The organism is Pseudomonas tensinigenes (assembly GCF_014268445.2).
GTDB classification, from domain to species: Bacteria; Pseudomonadota; Gammaproteobacteria; order Pseudomonadales; family Pseudomonadaceae; genus Aquipseudomonas; species Aquipseudomonas tensinigenes.
In genome coordinates this window covers 6,285,755-6,305,446 of the sequence record NZ_CP077089.1, presented here as the reverse complement: position 1 = coordinate 6,305,446, position 19,692 = coordinate 6,285,755, and the positions used below count along the sequence as shown (strand labels likewise).

Below are 19,692 nucleotides of genomic sequence, written 5' to 3'. Positions count from 1 at the left end.
TTCATTGCCAGTGCCTTACCGAGACGAATGGCGCACAGATGCCGCTGGGAGAGACGCGATGTTCAGCAAGCAAGACCAGATCCAGGGTTACGACGATGCACTGCTGGCGGCGATGAATGCCGAGGAGCAACGTCAGGAAGATCACATCGAGCTGATCGCGTCGGAGAACTACACCAGCAAACGCGTGATGGAAGCGCAAGGCAGCGGCCTGACCAACAAATACGCCGAAGGTTATCCGGGCAAGCGCTATTACGGTGGCTGCGAGCATGTGGATAAAGTCGAAGCGCTGGCCATCGAACGCGCCAAGCAACTGTTCGGCGCCGATTACGCCAACGTCCAGCCGCACTCCGGTTCCTCCGCCAACAGCGCCGTGTACCTGGCGCTGATCCAGCCGGGCGACACTATCCTCGGCATGAGCCTGGCCCACGGCGGTCACCTGACCCACGGCGCCAAAGTGTCGTCCTCGGGCAAGCTCTACAACGCGGTGCAGTACGGCATCAACACTGACACCGGGCTGATCGATTACGACGAAGTCGAGCGTCTCGCCGTCGAATCCAAGCCGAAAATGATCGTCGCCGGTTTCTCCGCTTACTCGAAGACTCTGGATTTCCCGCGCTTCCGTCAGATCGCTGACAAAGTCGGCGCGCTGCTGTTTGTCGACATGGCCCACGTTGCCGGTCTGGTTGCCGCCGGTCTGTACCCGAACCCGCTGCCGTACGCCGACGTGGTCACCACCACCACGCACAAAACCCTGCGTGGTCCACGTGGCGGCTTGATCCTGGCCAAGTCCAACGAAGAAATCGAGAAGAAGCTCAACGCTGCCGTATTCCCCGGTGCTCAGGGTGGCCCGCTGATGCACGTCATCGCCGGTAAAGCCGTGTGCTTCAAGGAAGCGCTGGAGCCAGGCTTCAAGGCTTATCAGCAACAAGTGATCGACAACGCTCAGGCGATGGCCAGCGTGTTTATCAAACGTGGCTACGATGTAGTGTCCGGCGGCACCGACAACCATCTGTTCCTGGTCAGCCTGATCCGTCAGGGCCTGACCGGCAAAGACGCCGACGCCGCCCTTGGTCGTGCGCACATCACCGTCAACAAGAACGCCGTACCGAACGACCCGCAATCGCCGTTCGTGACCTCGGGCCTGCGCATCGGCACCCCGGCTGTCACCACCCGCGGCTTCAAAGTGGCGCAGTGCGAAGTGCTGGCTCTGTGGATCTGCGACATCCTCGACAACCTTGGCGATGCCGACGTTGAGGCAAATGTTGCCAAGAACGTCGCAGCCCTGTGCGCTGACTTCCCGGTTTACCGCTGAGTGTTCTGGAGTAACTGACTATGCAACGCTATTCGGGCTTCGGCCTCTTCAAACACTCCCTCAGCCACCACGAAAACTGGCAGCGCATGTGGCGCACGCCAACGCCGAAAAAGGTCTACGACGTGGTCATCGTCGGCGGCGGCGGGCACGGTCTGGCGACGGCCTACTATCTGGCGAAAGAGCACGGCATCACCAACGTCGCCGTGGTCGAGAAGGGCTGGCTGGGCGGCGGTAACACCGCGCGCAACACCACCATCGTGCGTTCCAACTACCTGTGGGACGAGTCGGCGCACCTCTACGAACACGCGATGAAATTGTGGGAAGGCCTGTCGCAGGATCTGAACTACAACGTGATGTTCTCCCAGCGCGGTGTCTACAACCTGTGCCACACCCTGCAGGACATCCGTGACTCCGAGCGTCGGGTCAGCGCCAACCGCCTCAACGGCGTCGATGGCGAGCTGCTCAACGCCAAGCAAGTCGCTGACGAGATTCCGTACCTCGACTGCTCGAAAAACACCCGCTACCCAGTGTTGGGTGCCACCGTTCAGCGTCGCGGCGGCGTCGCCCGTCACGATGCCGTGGCCTGGGGCTTTGCTCGTGCCGCCGACGCCCTCGGTGTGGACTTGATCCAGCAGACCGAAGTGATCGGTTTCCGCAAGGAAAACGGCGTGTGCATCGGTGTTGAAACCAACAAGGGTTTCATCGGCGCCAAGCGCGTCGGTGTGGTCACTGCCGGTAACTCCGGGCACATGGCCAAACTTGCCGGTTTCCGTCTGCCGATCGAATCCCACCCGCTGCAAGCGCTGGTGTCCGAGCCGATCAAACCGATTATCGACAGCGTGATCATGTCCAACGCCGTGCACGGTTACATCAGCCAGTCCGACAAGGGCGACCTGGTGATCGGCGCCGGTATCGACGGCTACAACGGCTACGGCCAGCGCGGTTCGTACCCGGTGATCGAGCACACCATCCAGGCCATCGTCGAGATGTTCCCGGTGCTGTCGCGGGTACGCATGAACCGTCAGTGGGGCGGCATCGTCGACACCACGCCGGATGCCTGCCCGATCATTTCGAAAACCCCGGTACCGAATATGTTCTTCAACTGCGGTTGGGGCACCGGCGGCTTCAAGGCAACACCTGGCTCGGGCAACGTGTTTGCCGCGAGTCTGGCCAAGGGTGAAATGCACCCATTGGCTGCACCTTTCTCCATCGACCGTTTCCACAACGGTGCGTTGATCGATGAACACGGCGCTGCTGCGGTTGCCCACTAACAGGAGAAATCCCCATGTTGCATATCTTCTGTCCTCACTGCGGCGAGTTGCGCTCCGAAGAGGAATTCCACGCATCCGGGCAGGCGCATATCCCGCGCCCGCTCGACCCTGGCGCCTGCACCGACGAGGAGTGGGGCGACTACATGTTCTTCCGCGATAACCCGCGCGGACTGCACCACGAACTGTGGGATCACGTCGCCGGTTGCCGTCAGTACTTCAACGTCACCCGCGATACCGTGACCTACGAGATTCTCGAAACCTACAAGATCGGCACCAAGCCGCAATTCACCGACAAGGCTGATTCGGCGAAAACAGCCACGACGGCGCTGGGAGAGAAGGTATGAGCCAGACCAATCGCCTGTCCAACGGTGGACGGATCGACCGCAACAAAGTGCTGAGCTTTACCTTCAACGGCCAGAGCTACAAAGGCTTCGAGGGTGACTCGCTGGCCGCCGCGCTGATCGCCAACGGCGTCGACATCATTGGCCGCAGCTTCAAGTATTCGCGTCCTCGCGGCATCTTTGCTGCCGGTGCCGAAGAGCCGAACGCGGTGCTGCAGATCGGTGCCACCGAAGCTACGCAGATCCCCAACGTGCGCGCCACGCAACAGGCGTTGTATCAAGGTCTGGTCGCGACCAGCACCAACGGCTGGCCGAGCGTCAACAACGACATGATGGGCATTCTCGGCAAGGTCGGCGGCAAGCTGATGCCGCCGGGTTTCTACTACAAAACCTTCATGTACCCGCAATCGTTCTGGATGACTTACGAGAAGTACATTCGCAAGGCTGCCGGTCTGGGCCGTTCGCCGACCGAGAACGATCCGGACACCTACGACTACATGAACCAGCACTGCGACGTGCTGATCGTCGGCGCTGGCCCGGCCGGTCTCGCCGCTGCCTTGGCCGCAGCGCGCAGCGGTGCCCGAGTGATTCTTGCCGATGAGCAGGAAGAGTTCGGCGGCAGCCTGCTCGACTCTCGTGAAAGCCTCGACGGCAAACCGGCGATGGATTGGGTTGCCAGTGTCATCACTGAACTGAAGAACACCCCGGACGTGCTGCTGTTGCCGCGCGCCACGGTCAACGGTTACCACGACCACAACTTCCTGACCATTCACGAACGCCTCACCGATCACCTCGGTGACCGCGCGCCGATTGGCCAGGTGCGTCAGCGTATTCACCGTGTTCGCGCCAAGCGTGTCGTGCTGGCAACCGGTGCTTGCGAGCGTCCGCTGGTTTACGGCAACAACGACGTGCCGGGCAACATGCTGGCCGGTGCGGTGTCGACTTACGTGCGTCGCTACGGCGTAGCGCCGGGCAAGAAACTGGTGCTGTCGACCAACAACGATCACGCTTATCGCGTCGCGCTGGATTGGCTCGACGCCAGTCTGCAAGTGGTGGCCATCGCCGATGCGCGCAGCAATCCACGTGGTGCGCTGGTGGAAGAGGCGCGCGCCAAAGGTATTCGTATCCTCACCGGCAGCGCCGTAATCGAAGCCCGTGGCAGCAAGCGCGTCACCGCTGCCCGCGTTGCCGCGATCGATGTCAAAGCACATACCGTGACCAGCCCGGGCGAATGGCTGGACTGCGATGTGATCGCCAGTTCCGGCGGTTACAGCCCGGTCGTTCACTTGGCTTCGCACCTCGGTGGCAAGCCGACCTGGCGTGAAGACATCCTCGGTTTCGTACCGGGCGAAGCGCCGCAGAAACGCGTGTGCGTCGGTGGCATCAACGGTGTTTACGGTCTCGGCGATTCGCTGGCTGACGGTTTTGAAGGTGGCGTGCGCGCTGCCGCTGAAGCCGGTTTCCAGACCGTCGAAGGCGTGCTGCCGAAAGCCCTCAGCCGTCACGAAGAACCAACGCTGGCGCTGTTCCAGGTGCCGCATGAAAAGAACACCGCACGGGCGCCGAAGCAATTCGTCGACCTGCAAAACGACGTGACCGCTGCCGCCATTGAGCTGGCAACTCGCGAAGGTTTCGAGTCGGTCGAGCACGTCAAACGCTACACCGCGCTGGGCTTCGGCACCGATCAGGGCAAGCTCGGCAACGTCAACGGTCTGGCCATCGCCGCTCGCTCGCTGAACGTGACCATCCCGCAGATGGGCACCACGATGTTCCGCCCGAACTACACGCCGGTGACCTTCGGCGCGGTGGCCGGTCGTCACTGTGGGCACATCTTCGAGCCGGTGCGTCACACCGCGCTGCATGCCTGGCATGTGAAGAATGGCGCCGAGTTTGAAGACGTCGGTCAGTGGAAGCGCCCTTGGTACTTCCCGAAAAACGGTGAAGACCTGCATACCGCTGTGAAGCGCGAATGCAAAGCCGTACGCGACAGCGTTGGTCTGCTCGACGCTTCGACCCTCGGCAAGATCGACATTCAAGGCCCGGATGCCCGCGAGTTCCTCAACCGCGTGTACACCAACGCCTGGACCAAGCTCGACGTGGGCAAGGCTCGCTACGGTTTGATGTGCAAAGAAGACGGCATGGTCTTCGACGACGGTGTGACGGCGTGTCTGGCCGACAACCATTTCGTCATGACCACCACCACTGGCGGCGCCGCGCGCGTGCTGCAATGGCTGGAGCTGTACCACCAGACCGAATGGCCGGACATGAAGGTTTACTTCACTTCCGTCACCGACCACTGGGCAACCATGACCCTGTCCGGGCCGAACAGCCGCAAGCTGCTCAGCGCCGTGACGGACATTGATCTGAGCAACGAAGCCTTCCCGTTCATGACCTGGAAAGAAGGTCAGGTCGGCGACGTGCCGGCGCGGGTGTTCCGCATCTCGTTCACCGGTGAGCTGTCGTACGAAGTCAACGTGCAGGCCGACTATGCGATGGGCGTGCTGGAGAAAATCGTCGAGGCCGGCAAGCAGTACAACCTGACCCCGTACGGCACCGAGACCATGCACGTGCTGCGTGCCGAGAAGGGTTTCATCATCGTTGGTCAGGACACTGACGGCTCGATGACTCCGGACGACCTGAACATGGGCTGGTGTGTGGGTCGCACCAAACCGTTCTCGTGGATCGGTCAGCGTGGGATGAACCGTGAAGACTGCGTGAAGGATCAGCGTAAGCAACTGGTCGGTCTGAAGCCGATCGATCCGAACGTGTGGCTGCCGGAAGGTGCGCAACTGGTGTTCAACACCAAGCAGACCATTCCGATGACCATGGTCGGCCACGTGACCTCCAGCTACGCACACAACTCCCTCGGTTATTCGTTTGCCATGGGTGTGGTCAAGGGCGGTCTGAAGCGCCTCGGTGAGCGGGTGTTTGCACCGCTGGCCGATGGCAGCGTGATCGAGGCGGAAATCGTTTCTTCGGTGTTCTTTGATCCGAAGGGTGATCGCCAGAACATCTGACGGCCTCAAGAACTGTGGGCGGGCGGCTATTCGCGAGCAGGCTCGCTCCCACATTCGACCGCGTTCCCCTGTGGGAGCGAGCCTGCTCGCGAAAGCGGCAGATCAGCCACCGCAGGAACCAACAGAATTCAGGAAGGTGCTTTATGACCACAGCCAATGTTTACCAACAACGCCCGACCACCGGGGCCAAGGCCGAGTCGTCGCTGCACCATGCCGACCTCGCCAGCCTGGTCGGCAAGGGTCGCAAGAACGCCGGTGTGATCGTGCGTGAGAAAAAACTCCTCGGCCACCTGACCATCCGTGGCGATGGCCACGATGCCGCGTTCGCCGCTGGCGTGCACAAAGCCTTGGGCATTGAACTGCCCGGCGCTCTGAGCGTGATCGTCAAAGGCGAAACCAGCCTGCAATGGATGGGCCCGGACGAGTGGTTGCTGATCGTGCCGAGCGGTGAAGAATTCGCCGCCGAACAAAAACTGCGTGAAGCGCTGGGCGATTTGCACATCGCGATCGTCAACGTCAGCGGCGGCCAGCAAGTGCTTGAACTGAGCGGGCCTAACGTGCGTCAGGTGCTGATGAAATCCACCAGCTACGACGTGCATCCGAACAACTTTCCGGTGGGTAAAGCGGTCGGCACGGTGTTTGCCAAGTCGCAGTTGATGATCCGTCATACCGCTGAAGACACGTGGGAGCTGCTGATTCGTCGTAGCTTTTCGGATTACTGGTGGTTGTGGTTGCAGGATGCTTCGGCTGAGTACGGGTTGAGCGTTCAGGCCTGAAGATCAAGAGCTACCCCCTCACCCCAGCCCTCTCCCCCAGGGGGAGAGGGGGAAAGGGAGCCGATCTTGGGTGTTTTTGTGATCTATATTCACCCGCGATATTTCAGGTCGGCGTAGCTCGAAACAACACCTCGGTCAGTCCCCTCTACCTCCGGGAGAGGGCTAGGGTGAGGGGAAAAAATCCCCCTGACACCCCGCACAAGAACAGGAGTCACCGCACCATGAGCCGCGCCCCAGACACATGGATTCTGACCGCCGACTGCCCCAGCGTCCTCGGCACGGTGGACGCGGTGACGCGTTTTCTGTTCGAGCAGGGTTGCTACGTCACCGAGCACCACTCGTTCGATGACCGCCTCTCCGGGCGTTTTTTCATTCGCGTGGAATTCCGCCAGCCCGACGGTTTCGACGAACAAGCCTTCCGCGCAGGCCTCGCCGAGCGCGGCCAGGCCTTCGGCATGATCTTCGAGCTGACTGCGCCGAACTACCGGCCAAAAGTGGTGATCATGGTCTCCAAGGCCGATCACTGCCTCAACGATTTGCTCTACCGCCAGCGCATCGGCCAGTTGTCGATGGACGTGGCGGCGGTGGTCTCCAACCACCCGGACCTCAAGCCGCTGGCCGACTGGCATCAGATTCCCTACTACCATTTCCCCCTCGACCCCAACGACAAGCCGTCGCAGGAGCGTCAGGTGTGGCAGGTGATCGAAGAGTCCGGCGCCGAACTGGTGATTCTCGCCCGCTACATGCAGGTACTGTCACCGGAGCTGTGCCGCAAGCTCGATGGCAAGGCGATCAACATTCATCACTCGCTGCTGCCGGGCTTCAAGGGCGCCAAGCCGTATCACCAGGCGTACAACAAGGGCGTGAAACTGGTTGGCGCGACGGCGCATTACATCAATAACGACCTCGATGAAGGGCCGATCATTGCTCAAGGCGTCGAGGCGGTGGATCACAGTCATTACCCCGAGGATCTGATTGCCAAGGGGCGCGATATTGAAGGCCTGACGTTGGCGCGAGCGGTTGGGTATCACATTGAGCGGAGGGTGTTTCTCAACGCCAATAGAACCGTCGTTCTTTAGATCGCTTTCGCGAGCAGGCTCGCTCCCACAGGGATTTGTGTTGAAACACAGGTCTCTGTCACACCAAAGATCAACTGTGGGAGCGAGCCTGCTCGCGAAGGGGCCATAACTGACAACGCAAAACCAACAAGCAGTACCCGAGCACTTAACGCGCTGCCTGCCTGGGCAACGCGGTTCCATAAAAACAACAGCGAGGTGAAAGCATGTCTGGCAATCGTGGTGTGGTGTATCTCGGCGCTGGCAAGGTCGAAGTACAGAAAATCGACTATCCGAAAATGCAGGACCCGCGCGGTCGCAAGATCGAGCACGGGGTCATTCTCAAAGTGGTGTCCACCAACATCTGCGGCTCCGACCAACACATGGTGCGCGGCCGTACCACGGCGCAGACCGGTCTGGTGCTGGGTCACGAGATCACTGGCGAGGTGATCGAAAAAGGCTCCGACGTCGAAAACCTGAAAATCGGTGATCTGGTTTCCGTACCGTTCAACGTGGCTTGCGGGCGCTGCCGTTCCTGCAAAGAGCAACACACCGGCGTCTGCCTGACCGTCAACCCGGCCCGTGCCGGTGGCGCTTACGGTTATGTCGACATGGGCGACTGGACCGGTGGCCAAGCCGAATACGTGCTGGTGCCGTACGCCGACTTCAACCTGCTGAAACTGCCGGATCGCGACAAGGCCATGGAGAAAATCCGCGACCTGACCTGCCTCTCCGACATCCTCCCGACCGGTTACCACGGTGCGGTCACGGCGGGCGTTGGCCCGGGCAGCACCGTTTACATCGCGGGCGCCGGCCCGGTCGGTCTGGCCGCTGCCGCTTCCGCACGTTTGCTCGGTGCTGCGGTGGTGATCGTCGGCGACGTCAACACCATCCGCTTGGCTCACGCCAAATCCCAGGGTTTTGAAATCGTCGACCTCTCCAAGGACACGCCGCTGCACGAACAGATCGCCGCACTGCTCGGCGAGCCGGAAGTGGATTGCGCGGTGGACTGCGTCGGCTTCGAAGCACGCGGCCACGGCCACGACGGCGTGAAAGCCGAGGCTCCCGCCACCGTGCTCAACTCACTGATGGGCGTGGTGCGTGTCGCCGGCAAGATCGGTATTCCGGGCCTGTACGTCACTGAAGATCCGGGCGCCGTGGATGCCGCCGCGAAAATGGGCAGCCTGAGCATTCGCTTCGGTCTGGGCTGGGCCAAGTCCCACAGCTTCCACACCGGCCAGACGCCAGTGATGAAGTACAACCGCCAGCTGATGCAGGCGATCATGTGGGATCGCATCAACATCGCCGAAGTGGTGGGCGTGCAGGTGATCAGTCTCGATCAGGCGCCGGAAGGTTACGGCGAGTTCGATGCGGGCGTGCCGAAGAAGTTTGTGATTGATCCGCATAAGTTGTTTAGTGCGGCGTAGGGTTTAAAATGAATGAAAGAAACGGCACTTCTGAAAAGTGCCGTTTTTGTTGGTGGGATAAATAACAGTTTTTTCTGAACAGTGGGCGAGATTAATTAAACGCACATCTTAGTTCGTCGTCAGCTACGCAATCGTTGCCGCTCCAGTTGGCCCCAGCACCTGTAACCGGTTTTCCTGTGGGCAACTCCACGCCTAACGATCCGCCTGCCGTAGAATTTTCGTATCTACAAATAACCTTGGCGGAACTGTTTTCTTTATTCAGTAAGCGAGCGGAAGTGAACTTTAGACTTTTCAATGTGGGCTGGTCTACGTCTGGCATGACATTGACTTTTACTGGATTTCCATCAAGTCCCGTGACTGTATATATTCCTTCTTCAAGTTTGTGAAAAGAGGATCCTGGAGGGCAGGATTCCGCATGGGCCGTACTTGCAAGGAATGCTGATATCAACAAGCAGGGAGTTAATTTCTTAAGCATGGTGTTGTACTCATTTATTTACGTTGGGTGCTTATAGTCTTCCAGTTTTTAGACGATGAATACTGATACTTATGACAGTTTTTTAGAATTCTTAGCTACTGATATTTTTTTCTTAATCGCGAACGACAATAACAATTTCCAGCATTGGTTCCGCGCCAATGCGAGGCGAAGCTCGACTCGACATGAAACTATGCCATAACCCTTACCCAGACTGGAACTTCTGACACGTAGGGTTCAAACAAGCGGTTACATCCTTCATTCCATAGTGGGCTTTTCATGCTTTCATGTTCCATGCGCGTAATTATGATGAAGTAAGCGCAGGCAATGAATATGTACTGCTGGACGTGACGCCGGAGCAAGCGGTGGGCGGCACTAGTGCGATGCTGGGCCTGGCGATGAACCCATTGATCAGCACCGACTATTCGCAATTGGCCAAGGAATTGCCAATGATCGACAAGTTGTCCGGAGGCAGCGGCAATCTGGCGGTGTAAGGTTTTGCCGCAACGCAGAACGGCGACCTCTGGGTCGCCGTTCTGATGGGTTATGGTTCATTCAGGACAGACTTGAGCCGCCAGCATTCCTTGCGCCCTTTTTCGGCCACAAATGAAACTGTTTGTCCTTCTTTAAGGCTTTTGCGCCCAACGGTTTCAATAGCCTTGAAATGAACGAAAAGATCATCGCCGCCCTGAGGGGTAATAAAGCCGAAGACTTTTTCGTCGTTAAATCACTTAACTGTACCGGTTTGCCTGTTTGACATGTCTGTGCTTCCTGCATTGTAAGGTTGGCATCACACGGTGCGACCCAAGACGTACGCTAATGAAAAGACAACCCGTACGGTTGTCTTTGTATTGCTACTTTTTCTTGCCCTGGAATGCGCATTTATTGACGTCACCGTCAGCCGCTGTGCATTCATTACCCGTCCAACCGGTTCCAGTGGTGCTAATCGGAGTACCGTTTCGGTATCCGGCCGATACACCTAGGTCGTTCTTGCCTTCATATCTGCAGATGACAACCGATTTGGAAGTGTTTTTATCCTTGACGAGTGCAGAGGTGAAGCTGAGATCTTCAGCGTCTTGTGATCGGGACACCGAAATTGTTGGGCAGGTCGCTGCGTAGGTGGCACTCATCATGTTCAAACTGATCACCAAGCCGGTGACAACTTTAAGCTTCATTACTTGTGCTCCGTGACTTAAATGGGAGCCGCAATTTTCGCGCGGATGATGAATAGCGCCTACTGTCAGGTCTGACAGGTTTATAGTTCATTTTGAAATATCTATTCGAACGGTTCGCAACTAAAGAGTCTAAAAGACCGCAACGTTCAGTTGTTTCGGGCGTTGAGGTCTTGCGGGGAGTCAGCCTCGATCAGGGTGACCTCAGGGTCGCCGTTGTAAGGCAAGGTCATAAGCTACCCTCACCCCAGCCCTCTCCCTAAGGGAGAGGGGGAAAGGGAGCAGATTTCGTAGTTTTCGGGTCCGAGTTCGGCTCGGTATTTCAGGTCGATAAAACTCGAGAGAACACCACGGTCAGTCCCCTCTCCCTCTGGGAGAGGGCTAGTGAGGGGCTTTACAAGGCCGCCAACGTCCCTTGATACAGCACCGGCCCAGTCGGCTGCCCGGTCGGCGAACCACCTTTAGGCTCAAGACTTACCGCCAGCGCAATCGGCTTACCGATCAAGGCTTTCTGCGCCTCGTTCAACTCAACCTTGCCTTTGCCGCCCGCCGGAATAACGCCGAGGGAAATCGGTTTTCCGTCAGCCGGAATCGCCCACAGTTCCAGGCTACGATCCGCATCAACCGCCGCCAGTGTCAACGGCTCGACCTGCAGATAATCCGCATGCGCCTCGACCTTCAGCGCCGGTTGCGCATCGGCGGTCAACAGGGTGGCGCGGTAGCGGGCGTCGTCACGGTTGTACAGCGAGCCGAGGAACACCAGCGCCACGATCGAACACAGCGCAGCGGTAACCCTTAGCCAGTTCCAGAACGACCGCTTCTCGGGCACATGCAGCACTTGCGGTTCGATCCGCGCGGTAATGCCTTGCCACACTCGGTCGGGCACGGGATGTTCTGGCTGCGTTTCGGTGAGAGAGGCGAGGCTTTCCTGCCATTGCGCCAGTTCAGCCCTTAATGCCGCGTCATCCAGCAGCAACTGTTCAAAGCGCCGCCGTGCCGCCGCAGACATCAGCCCGATGGCGTAATCGGCGGCGAGGGCGCGACGAAGGGCAGGGGTCTGGTAGTTCATGATTCAAGGCACCGACGCAGACGCTCCATGCCACGGCGGATCCACGATTTCACCGTTCCCAGTGGCGTGGCCAGGTGTTCGGCGAGTTCCGTGCACGACAATCCCTGAAAGTAGGCCACCGTAATCGACTGGCGCTGCATGCCGTCGAGGGTTTCAAGGCAGCGGTTCAGCGCATGAGCTTCGCGGGCGCTGTTCAACTGATCATGAGCCGAAGGTCCTTCGTCCGGCAGCGCATCTTGTTCGAGGTCTGTTAGCGGTCGGTCGCGGTGTTTGCGCAACTGGTCGATGGCTTGATTGCGGGTGATGTTGATCATCCACGTCAGCGGTGCCGACAGGTGCGCTTCGTAGCGTGAGGCGTTGTTCCAGATGCGCACGAAGGCTTCCTGCAGCACTTCTTCGGCCAGATCGGCACGGCCCATGAAGCGCAGGGCGACGCCATGCAGACGCGGGCCGACGCTGCGATAGAGCGTTTCGAAGGCGCGACGATCACCCAGTGAACACTGGGCCAACAACTGTCGCAGCTGATCGGCGTCGGCGATGGAAATGACAACTCTCCAGGCAAGCGTGAGCGCGCGAGGGCGTGACTCGGACTGTTCACAGGCTAGTTCAGCGACAGCGGTTGTGCCATTCATCGCGAGGGTGTCCGGGATTTCACGTTTTATATACGCAGGCCGGATGAAAATGGATGCGCCGCGCCGGAACATGCCGGCGGATACCCGGTCAAACCGGCAGTTTCACTGCCCGTTCAGCGGGTGGTTTTCACAGCGCAAGAGGATGTCTGAATGAAGATTTCACGCGGTTTTGCCTTGGCATCGCTCCTGACCCTGGCGGCCGGTCCGGTGTTTGCCGGTTTCAGTCTGAACGACGTCGCTGGTGCGGTTTCGGGGATGCAGGGCGGTGACAAGGCGGCTGCTGCGGCGCCGACCTCGGAAACCGCCGGTTTGCTCAGTGCCCTCAGTGCGCTGGATGTCACGCCGGAGCAAGCCGTTGGCGGTACTAGCGCGATGCTCGGGCTGGCCAAGAATCAGTTGAGCAGTACCGATTATTCGCAGTTGGCCAAGGAAGTGCCGGGCATCGACAAGTTGTCAGGCGGCAGTGGCAATCTGGCGGCGTTGGGCGCTTTGCTCGGTTCGTCCGGCAAGTCCGCTGGGCTTGAGAATGCGCTGGGCAACGTCAAGGACACCAATGACCTGAACAATGCCTTCAGCGCATTGGGCATGGACAGCGGCATGATCGGCCAGTTTGCCCCTGTGCTGTTGCAATACCTCGGTCAGCAGGGCGTCGGCGGTTCGCTGCTGAGCAGCCTGGGCAGCATCTGGGGCGCCGGCACCGGTAGCTGATTCAGCCGCGCTCGCCGCGCAGTTCGGCGATGCGCTGATCCTTCTCGTTCCAGAGCTGGTTGACCCAGCTCTGGACCTTCTCGCGAAACGCCGGATCATTCTCGTAATCGCCCTGCCACAGCGCCGGGTCGAGTTCGCGGGTCTTGATGTCGATGATCACGCGCGGCACGTTGCCGCTGATCAAATCCCAGAACCCGGGGATGTGTGCCTGTGGATAAACCACCGTCACATCGAGAATCGCATCCAGTTGTTCACCCAGCGCCGCCAATACAAACGCCACGCCGCCAGCCTTTGGCTTGAGCAGGTGCTTGAACGGTGATTGCTGCTGTGCGCTTTTTGCCGCGGTGTAGCGGGTACCTTCCAGATAATTCACCACGGTCACCGGCTGCCGCTTGAACAGCTCGCAGGCCTGCTTGGTGATTTCCAGATCCTTGCCGGCCAGTTCCGGGTGCTTGGCCAGAAAGGCCTTGGTGTAGCGCTTCATGAACGGGTAATCCAGCGCCCACCACGCCAGCCCCAGAAACGGTACCCAGATCAGTTCTTTCTTGAGGAAGAATTTGAAGAACGGCGTGCGCCGGTTGAGCGTCTGAATCAGCGCCGGAATATCGACCCACGACTGGTGGTTGCTGACCACCAGATACGAGGTGTCGCCGCGCAAGTCTTCGCCACCGCGAATGTCCCATTGGGTGGGGATGCACAGGCGGAAAATCAGCTTGTCGATCTCGGCCCAGGTCTCGGCGATCCACATCACCGCCCCCGACGCGTAATCGCGCCAGCGGCCTGGTGCGATCAGTTTGAGCAGGGCGAAGACCAGCAACGGCCCGATCAGGATCAGGGTGTTGAGCAACAGCAGCAGGGTGACGAAACAGCCGGTGAGCAGGCGGCGCATAAGCAACTCTTTGCAAACGGATGGGCGCGCCATGATAAGCAGCTTCGCGCGGCAGGCCAAATCGGTGGTGACGAATGTTTCACTTTTGGCTGCGTATGCTTTGCTCAAGCGTTGTGTTGAATGTGCTGGCCTCTTCGCGAGCAGGCTCGCTCCCACACTGGATTCAGGTGTATTGAAAATGTGTGCTCAACACAAAACCCTGTGGGAGCGAGCCTGCTCGCGAAAGCGATTTCAAGGCGAACGAATGACTCAATGGGTGTCTAAAATCCCAGTCTGCCGCCCTCATTTTCCAAGGAAGCCCCTTACGTGAAATCCCTCCTTGCACTGTTTGCCCTCGTCGCCCTGCCGGTCATGGCCGCCGAGCCGACCCTGTACGGGCGCTATGAATACATTGCGCTGCCGGAAATCGGCGGTGAAGTGCTCAAGGCCAAGATGGACACCGGCGCACTGACCGCCTCGCTGTCGGCCAAAGACATCGAAACCTTCACCCGTGATGGCGATGACTGGGTGCGTTTCCGCCTCGCCACCAAGGACGCCAGTAACAAGGTCTACGAACACAAGGTCGCGCGGATCAGCAAGATCAAGAGCCGTTCGGATGAAGAGGACGAGGGCGAAAGCACCGAAGTCGCCAAACGCCCGGTGGTCGATCTGGAGCTGTGCCTGGGTAACGTCAAGCGTACCGTTGAGGTCAACCTGACCGACCGCAGCAACTTCAATTACCCGTTGCTGATCGGTGCCAAAGCCTTGCGCGAATTCGGCGCAGCGGTGAACCCGGCGCGGCGCTTCACCGCCGACAAACCGGACTGCTGAACCAAGTGGTTTCATTGACGTAACGTCAGGCTTGGGGCACCGTTCGCGCACTTAACCCACGGGCTCGGACGCCATGCCTCATATCCTGATTGTCGAAGACGAAGCGGCGATTGCCGACACGCTGATTTTTGCCTTGCAGGGCGAGGGCTTCACCACCACGTGGCTGAGCCTCGGCGCGGCGGCGCTTGAACATCAGCGGCAGACGCCGGCCGATCTGATCATCCTCGACATTGGCCTGCCGGACATCAGCGGTTTCGAGACCTGCAAGCAACTGCGGCGCTTCAGCGAAGTGCCGGTGCTGTTCCTCAGCGCCCGCGATGCCGAGATCGATCGTGTGGTGGGTCTGGAAATTGGTGCCGACGATTATGTGGTCAAGCCGTTCAGCCCGCGTGAAGTCGCGGCGCGAGTGAAGGCAATCCTTAAACGCATGGCGCCGCGTCCTGCGATTGAAGCCACTTCAGCGCTATTTAGAATCGATCCGGAGCGGATTCAAATCATTTACCGCGGCCAGACGTTAAGCCTGACCCGCCACGAATTCCGCCTGCTGCAATGCCTGCTCGAACAACCGGAGCGGGTGTTCAGTCGTGAGCAATTGCTTGATGCCCTCGGCGTAGCGGCCGACGCCGGTTATGAACGCAGCATCGACAGCCACATCAAAAGCGTGCGCGCCAAACTGCGTCTGGTGCGCGCCGACGCCGAGCCGATCCAGACCCATCGTGGCCTCGGTTACAGCTACAGCCCGGGGCACAGCTGATGTCACTGGGGCTGCGGATCTTTCTGGTGTATGTGCTGTTTGTCGGGCTGACCGGTTATTTCGTGCTCAACACGGTGATGGAAGAAATCCGCCCCGGCGTGCGCCAGTCCACCGAAGAAACCCTGGTCGATACCGCCAACCTGATGGCGGAAATCCTGCGGGACGATTTCAAGGCCGGCACCCTCAGCGAGAACCGCTGGCCCGAGTTGCTGCGCGCCTATGGCGAGCGCCAGCCGCAAGCAACCATTTGGGGCTTACCGAAAAATCAGGTCAACCATCGCATCTACGTCACCGACGCCAAAGGCATCGTCGTGCTCGATTCCAGTGGTGTCGCGGTCGGTCAGGATTACTCGCGCTGGAACGACGTCTACCTGACCTTGCGCGGTGAATATGGCGCGCGTTCGAGCCGTAGCGATCCGGATGACGCGAGTTCGTCAGTGATGCACGTCGGCGCGCCAATTCGCGATAACGGCAAGATTATCGGCGTGGTCACCGTGGCCAAACCCAATAGCTCTTTACAGCCTTACGTGGATCGTACCGAGCGGCGCTTGCTGTTTTACGGCGCCGGGTTGATCGGCCTCGGTTTGTTGTTCGGTGCGTTGCTGTCGTGGTGGCTGAGCCGTGCGCTGCACCGTCTGACCGGTTATGCCCAAGCGGTGAGCGAGGGCCGGCGAGTGGAAGTGCCGCATTACCGTGGTGGTGAACTGGAGCAACTGGCCACAGCGGTCGAGCAGATGCGCACACAGCTGGAAGGCAAGGCTTACGTCGAACGCTATGTGCACACGCTGACCCATGAACTGAAAAGTCCGCTGGCGGCGATTCGTGGCGCGGCGGAGTTGCTGCAAGGCGACATGCCGCCGGTTCAGCGCCTGTGCTTTGTCGGCAACATCGACAGCGAAAGTGCGCGGATGCAGCAGTTGATCGAACGGTTGTTGAATCTGGCACAGGTGGAACAACGTCAGGGCCTTGAAGAGCGGGTCGCCGTGCCGTTGGCGGCGCTGGTTGATCAGTTGTTGCAGGGACAGGCAGCGCGGATTGAAGGCAAACAGTTGCGCATCGAACAGACGATTGCGGCGGATCTGCTGTTGATTGGCGAGCCGTTTCTGTTGCGTCAGGCGTTGGGTAATCTGCTGGAGAATGCGCTGGATTTCACCCCGGTTGAGGGGCTGCTGCGCTTCAGTGCCGAACGCCGGGGTGAGCAGATTGAACTGCGTCTGTTCAATGAAACCGCGCCGATTCCCGATTACGCCTTGCCGCGTTTGACCGAGCGCTTCTACTCATTGCCGCGACCGGACAGTGGGCGCAAAAGCACGGGGCTGGGGCTTAACTTCGTTGAAGAGGTGGTCAAGTTGCATGGCGGGTCGATGCAGATTCGTAATGTCGAAAGTGGTGTTGAGGTGACATTGCGCTTGCCTTGATACCGAGGTGGGTCCTTCGCGAGCAGGCTCGCTCCCACAGGGTATTTGTGAACGACACAGATCCAATGTGGGAGCGAGCCTGCTCGCGAAGGGGCCGGTGAAGTCTCCACACAATCTCCACAATCTCCCCACAAAACCCCCACACCAGATCACCAGACTCTGCCCATCCAAACAGGGAGAGTCCCATGAACAAGAATCTGACGATCAAGCTCGGCGCCATCGCCGTGCTCATCCTGCTGTTGCTGATCCCGCTGCTGATGATCGACGGCGTCATCGACGACCGCCAACAGTTGCGCGATGGCGTGCTCGAAGACATCGCCCGCAGTTCCAGCTACAGCCAGCAACTGAGCGGGCCGGTGATGGTGGTGCCGTATCGCAAAGTGATTCACAACTGGAAAACCAACGACAAGACCAACCAGCGCTACGACGAACCGAGCGAAGAGCGCGGTCGTTTGTACTTCCTGCCGGAGCGTTTCGAACTCGACGGCCAGGTGCAAACCGAGCTGCGTGCGCGGGGTATTTATGAGGCGCGGTTGTTCCACGCCGACAACCGCATCAATGGCCATTTCTCATTGCCTGCACAGTTGGGCATCAAGGAAGACTTCAGCGATTACCAGTTCGATGCGCCGTTTCTCGCGGTAGGTATCAGCGACATTCGCGGTATCGAAAATGCGCTGAAACTGGAACTTGACGGTCAGCGTCTGGACTTCGTGCCGGGCACCCAGGTCGGCTGGCTCGGCGAGGGTGTACGAGTGTCGCTGCCGTTGCTCGACACCAGCAAAACCACGGAACTGAGCTTCGGTTTCGATCTGCGGCTGCAAGGCACTGGTTCATTGCAGGTGCTGCCGGTGGGCAAGAGCAGCAGCGTCAGCCTCACTGCGAATTGGCCGCATCCAAGTTTCATCGGCAATTTCCTGCCGGCCAAGCGTGAGATCAATGATCAGGGTTTCAGCGCCGATTGGCAGACCACGTTCTTCTCCACCAACCTGCAAGACGCCATGAGCCGTTGCGTCAGCGGCAATGATTGCGAGGCGTTCAACGGTCGCAGCTTTGGCGTGAGTTTCATCGACCCGGTGGATCAGTACCTGAAGAGTGACCGGGCGATCAAATACGCGTTGCTGTTCATCGTCCTCACGTTCGCCGGTTTCTTCCTGTTCGAAGTGCTGAAAAGTCTGGCCGTGCACCCGGTGCAATACGCGTTGGTCGGTGTGGCGCTGGCGTTCTTTTATCTGTTGTTGCTGTCGCTGTCGGAACACATCGGCTTCGCCCTGGCATATCTGTTGTCGGCCAGCGGTTGTGTGTTGTTGATCGGGTTTTATGTCTGCCATGTGCTGCGCAGCGTGCGTCACGGCTTGAGCTTTTCGGCAGGGCTGGCGGCTTTGTATGGCCTGCTCTATGGCTTGCTGAGCGCTGAGGATTACGCGTTGTTGATGGGCTCGTTGTTGCTGTTCGGTCTGCTCGGTGTGTTCATGGTGCTGACGCGCAAACTGGATTGGTACGGGATCGGGCAGAAACCGGCGAAGCCGTTGGAGTTTGATGTCGGGGCGATGCAATGAGCCGGTCGCTGGGCTTGCGTGAGGATCAGTGCTGGAAGAATGAGTTGGTGACGCGGATTATCGGTTTTTTGCCTGTGGAACCGAGGTGGTGCATTCGCGAGCAGGCTCGCTCCCGCAGGATGGGTGTTGGAACAGAGATTTCTGCCACACCCAAAACCAATGTGGGAGCGAGCCTGCTCGCGAAGAGGCCGGAACAGGCTCCGCCGATTTAAGGCTTGGGCATAGTCGCGATCATGGACGGTCGCTGACTCACTTCAAAAAACCAGTTGGCCAGTTGCGGGTTGGCATCACGCCAGCCCAGATCAGGGAAGCGCAGATCGAGATAACCCAAGGCACAGGCCACGCTGATGGCGGCCACGTCGAAATGGCTGGTCAGCTCGGCAATCGCCTCCTTTTCCAGCACCGCGAGAGCGCGACGGATCTTGTCGCGCTGTGCTTCGAGCCATTCGTCCCAATGCTTTTCCGGCGCGCGCAAAACCAGTTCATAACGCACCATCACCGAGGCATCCATGATCCCGTCAGCCATCGAGGCGAGGGTCAGACGCCGCCAGCGAGCCGCGCCTTCGCGTGGGATCAGCGGGTTGCCGACGTGCTGCTGGTCGAGGTATTCGAGAATGACGCGGCTGTCATGGATGACATTGCCATCGGCCAGACGCAGGGCGGGAATCTTGCCCAGCGGGTTATCGGCGTTGAGTTCGGCACTCGGGCTGACCGGGCTGAGCACGCAGTCTTGCAAGGCGACGCGATCCTGCTGGCCGGTTTCGTGCAGCAACACCATCACTTTGCGCACAAACGGGGAGAGCGTGTTGTGGTACAGGGTCATGCTGGGGGCGGACATTGGCAGGGTCTCGATCAGAACGATGAGGGAGCAGCATAGCGCGTAACGCCACGCCCTCAAGCCTTGCGCCGATCCAAATGTAGGAGTGAGCCTGCTCGCGATAGCGTAATAACATTCAACAACTATGTTGACTGACCCGCAGCCATCGCGAGCAGGCTCACTCCTACAAAGGTTT

Annotated in this window: 18 protein-coding genes and 2 pseudogenes; 13 read left to right on the top strand and 7 right to left on the bottom strand. The window is 59.3% G+C overall.

Annotation, left to right across the window (positions count from 1 at the left end; genetic code table 11):
• Window positions 1-58 precede the first annotated feature (58 nt).
• From HU718_RS28085 to fdhA, 7 genes are all read left to right on the top strand, one after another.
• A complete protein-coding gene (locus HU718_RS28085; protein ID WP_150708227.1) occupies window positions 59-1,312 on the top strand; it encodes a serine hydroxymethyltransferase in 1,254 nt (417 codons plus the stop codon).
• Between the two features lie 20 nt (window positions 1,313-1,332).
• Window positions 1,333-2,583 (top strand): sarcosine oxidase subunit beta, encoded by a 1,251-nt coding sequence (locus HU718_RS28080; protein ID WP_034155011.1) that lies wholly within the window; start codon window positions 1,333-1,335, stop codon window positions 2,581-2,583.
• Between the two features lie 14 nt (window positions 2,584-2,597).
• Complete coding sequence (locus tag HU718_RS28075) at window positions 2,598-2,927, top strand: sarcosine oxidase subunit delta (RefSeq protein WP_007913119.1); 330 nt, start codon at window positions 2,598-2,600, stop codon at window positions 2,925-2,927.
• Window positions 2,924-5,941, top strand: a complete 3,018-nt coding sequence (locus HU718_RS28070) for a sarcosine oxidase subunit alpha (RefSeq protein WP_186616192.1) — start codon at window positions 2,924-2,926, stop codon at window positions 5,939-5,941. Before HU718_RS28075 ends, HU718_RS28070 begins: the two co-directional genes overlap by 4 nt.
• Before the next feature lie 143 nt (window positions 5,942-6,084).
• The gene (locus HU718_RS28065; protein WP_008086919.1) at window positions 6,085-6,717 is read left to right on the top strand and encodes a sarcosine oxidase subunit gamma; all 633 of its coding nucleotides are present in this window, start codon (window positions 6,085-6,087) and stop codon (window positions 6,715-6,717) included.
• 221 nt (window positions 6,718-6,938) lie between these two features.
• Window positions 6,939-7,796, top strand: coding sequence for a formyltetrahydrofolate deformylase (gene purU / locus HU718_RS28060; RefSeq protein ID WP_042561445.1), 858 nt, complete (start codon window positions 6,939-6,941; stop codon window positions 7,794-7,796).
• 203 nt (window positions 7,797-7,999) lie between these two features.
• The gene (fdhA, locus tag HU718_RS28055; RefSeq protein WP_034155015.1) at window positions 8,000-9,199 is read left to right on the top strand and encodes a formaldehyde dehydrogenase, glutathione-independent; all 1,200 of its coding nucleotides are present in this window, start codon (window positions 8,000-8,002) and stop codon (window positions 9,197-9,199) included.
• 91 nt (window positions 9,200-9,290) lie between these two features.
• On the opposite strand, the gene HU718_RS28050 is transcribed toward fdhA, so the two are convergent.
• On the bottom strand, window positions 9,291-9,674 hold the full coding sequence (locus HU718_RS28050) for a DUF3757 domain-containing protein (protein ID WP_186616193.1): 384 nt from the start codon (window positions 9,672-9,674) through the stop codon (window positions 9,291-9,293).
• Window positions 9,675-10,012: 338 nt separating this feature from the next.
• Here HU718_RS28050 and HU718_RS28045 point away from each other — a divergent pair.
• Window positions 10,013-10,147, top strand: a pseudogene (locus HU718_RS28045) (DUF2780 domain-containing protein); the annotation flags it as partial.
• A gap of 68 nt (window positions 10,148-10,215) precedes the next feature.
• Here HU718_RS28045 and HU718_RS28040 read toward each other — a convergent pair.
• From HU718_RS28040 to HU718_RS28025, 4 genes and pseudogenes are all read right to left on the bottom strand, one after another.
• Window positions 10,216-10,431 (bottom strand): annotated as a pseudogene (locus HU718_RS28040) (cold-shock protein).
• A gap of 94 nt (window positions 10,432-10,525) precedes the next feature.
• Window positions 10,526-10,846 carry a hypothetical protein gene (locus HU718_RS28035; RefSeq protein ID WP_150708224.1) on the bottom strand — a complete coding sequence of 107 codons (321 nt, stop codon included), beginning with the start codon at window positions 10,844-10,846 and terminating at the stop codon, window positions 10,526-10,528.
• 391 nt (window positions 10,847-11,237) lie between these two features.
• On the bottom strand, window positions 11,238-11,912 hold the full coding sequence (locus tag HU718_RS28030; RefSeq protein WP_186616333.1) for an anti-sigma factor: 675 nt from the start codon (window positions 11,910-11,912) through the stop codon (window positions 11,238-11,240).
• Window positions 11,909-12,544, bottom strand: a complete 636-nt coding sequence (locus HU718_RS28025) for an RNA polymerase sigma factor (protein WP_110720761.1) — start codon at window positions 12,542-12,544, stop codon at window positions 11,909-11,911. Before HU718_RS28025 ends, HU718_RS28030 begins: the two co-directional genes overlap by 4 nt.
• A gap of 150 nt (window positions 12,545-12,694) precedes the next feature.
• Between HU718_RS28025 and HU718_RS28020 the strand changes: the two genes are divergently transcribed.
• Window positions 12,695-13,252: a DUF2780 domain-containing protein gene (locus HU718_RS28020; protein WP_095112740.1), complete on the top strand. Its 558-nt coding sequence runs from the start codon at window positions 12,695-12,697 to the stop codon at window positions 13,250-13,252.
• Between the two features lies 1 nt (window position 13,253).
• Here HU718_RS28020 and yihG read toward each other — a convergent pair whose 3' ends face one another.
• The gene (yihG, locus tag HU718_RS28015; protein ID WP_186616332.1) at window positions 13,254-14,141 is read right to left on the bottom strand and encodes a 1-acylglycerol-3-phosphate O-acyltransferase, YihG family; all 888 of its coding nucleotides are present in this window, start codon (window positions 14,139-14,141) and stop codon (window positions 13,254-13,256) included.
• Between the two features lie 306 nt (window positions 14,142-14,447).
• Between yihG and rloA2 the strand changes: the two genes are divergently transcribed.
• From rloA2 to creD, 4 genes are all read left to right on the top strand, one after another.
• On the top strand, window positions 14,448-14,951 hold the full coding sequence (gene rloA2, locus HU718_RS28010) for a retropepsin-like aspartic peptidase RloA2 (RefSeq protein WP_110720758.1): 504 nt from the start codon (window positions 14,448-14,450) through the stop codon (window positions 14,949-14,951).
• 73 nt (window positions 14,952-15,024) lie between these two features.
• A complete protein-coding gene (gene creB / locus HU718_RS28005) occupies window positions 15,025-15,705 on the top strand; it encodes a two-component system response regulator CreB (RefSeq protein WP_122599253.1) in 681 nt (226 codons plus the stop codon).
• Complete coding sequence (creC, locus tag HU718_RS28000; protein WP_186616331.1) at window positions 15,705-17,123, top strand: two-component system sensor histidine kinase CreC; 1,419 nt, start codon at window positions 15,705-15,707, stop codon at window positions 17,121-17,123. Before creB ends, creC begins: the two co-directional genes overlap by 1 nt.
• 185 nt (window positions 17,124-17,308) lie before the next feature.
• A complete protein-coding gene (gene creD / locus HU718_RS27995; protein ID WP_186616330.1) occupies window positions 17,309-18,679 on the top strand; it encodes a cell envelope integrity protein CreD in 1,371 nt (456 codons plus the stop codon).
• Between the two features lie 208 nt (window positions 18,680-18,887).
• On the opposite strand, the gene HU718_RS27990 is transcribed toward creD, so the two are convergent.
• Window positions 18,888-19,517 carry a glutathione S-transferase gene (locus HU718_RS27990; RefSeq protein WP_122604349.1) on the bottom strand — a complete coding sequence of 210 codons (630 nt, stop codon included), beginning with the start codon at window positions 19,515-19,517 and terminating at the stop codon, window positions 18,888-18,890.
• Between the last annotated feature and the right edge of the window lie 175 nt (window positions 19,518-19,692).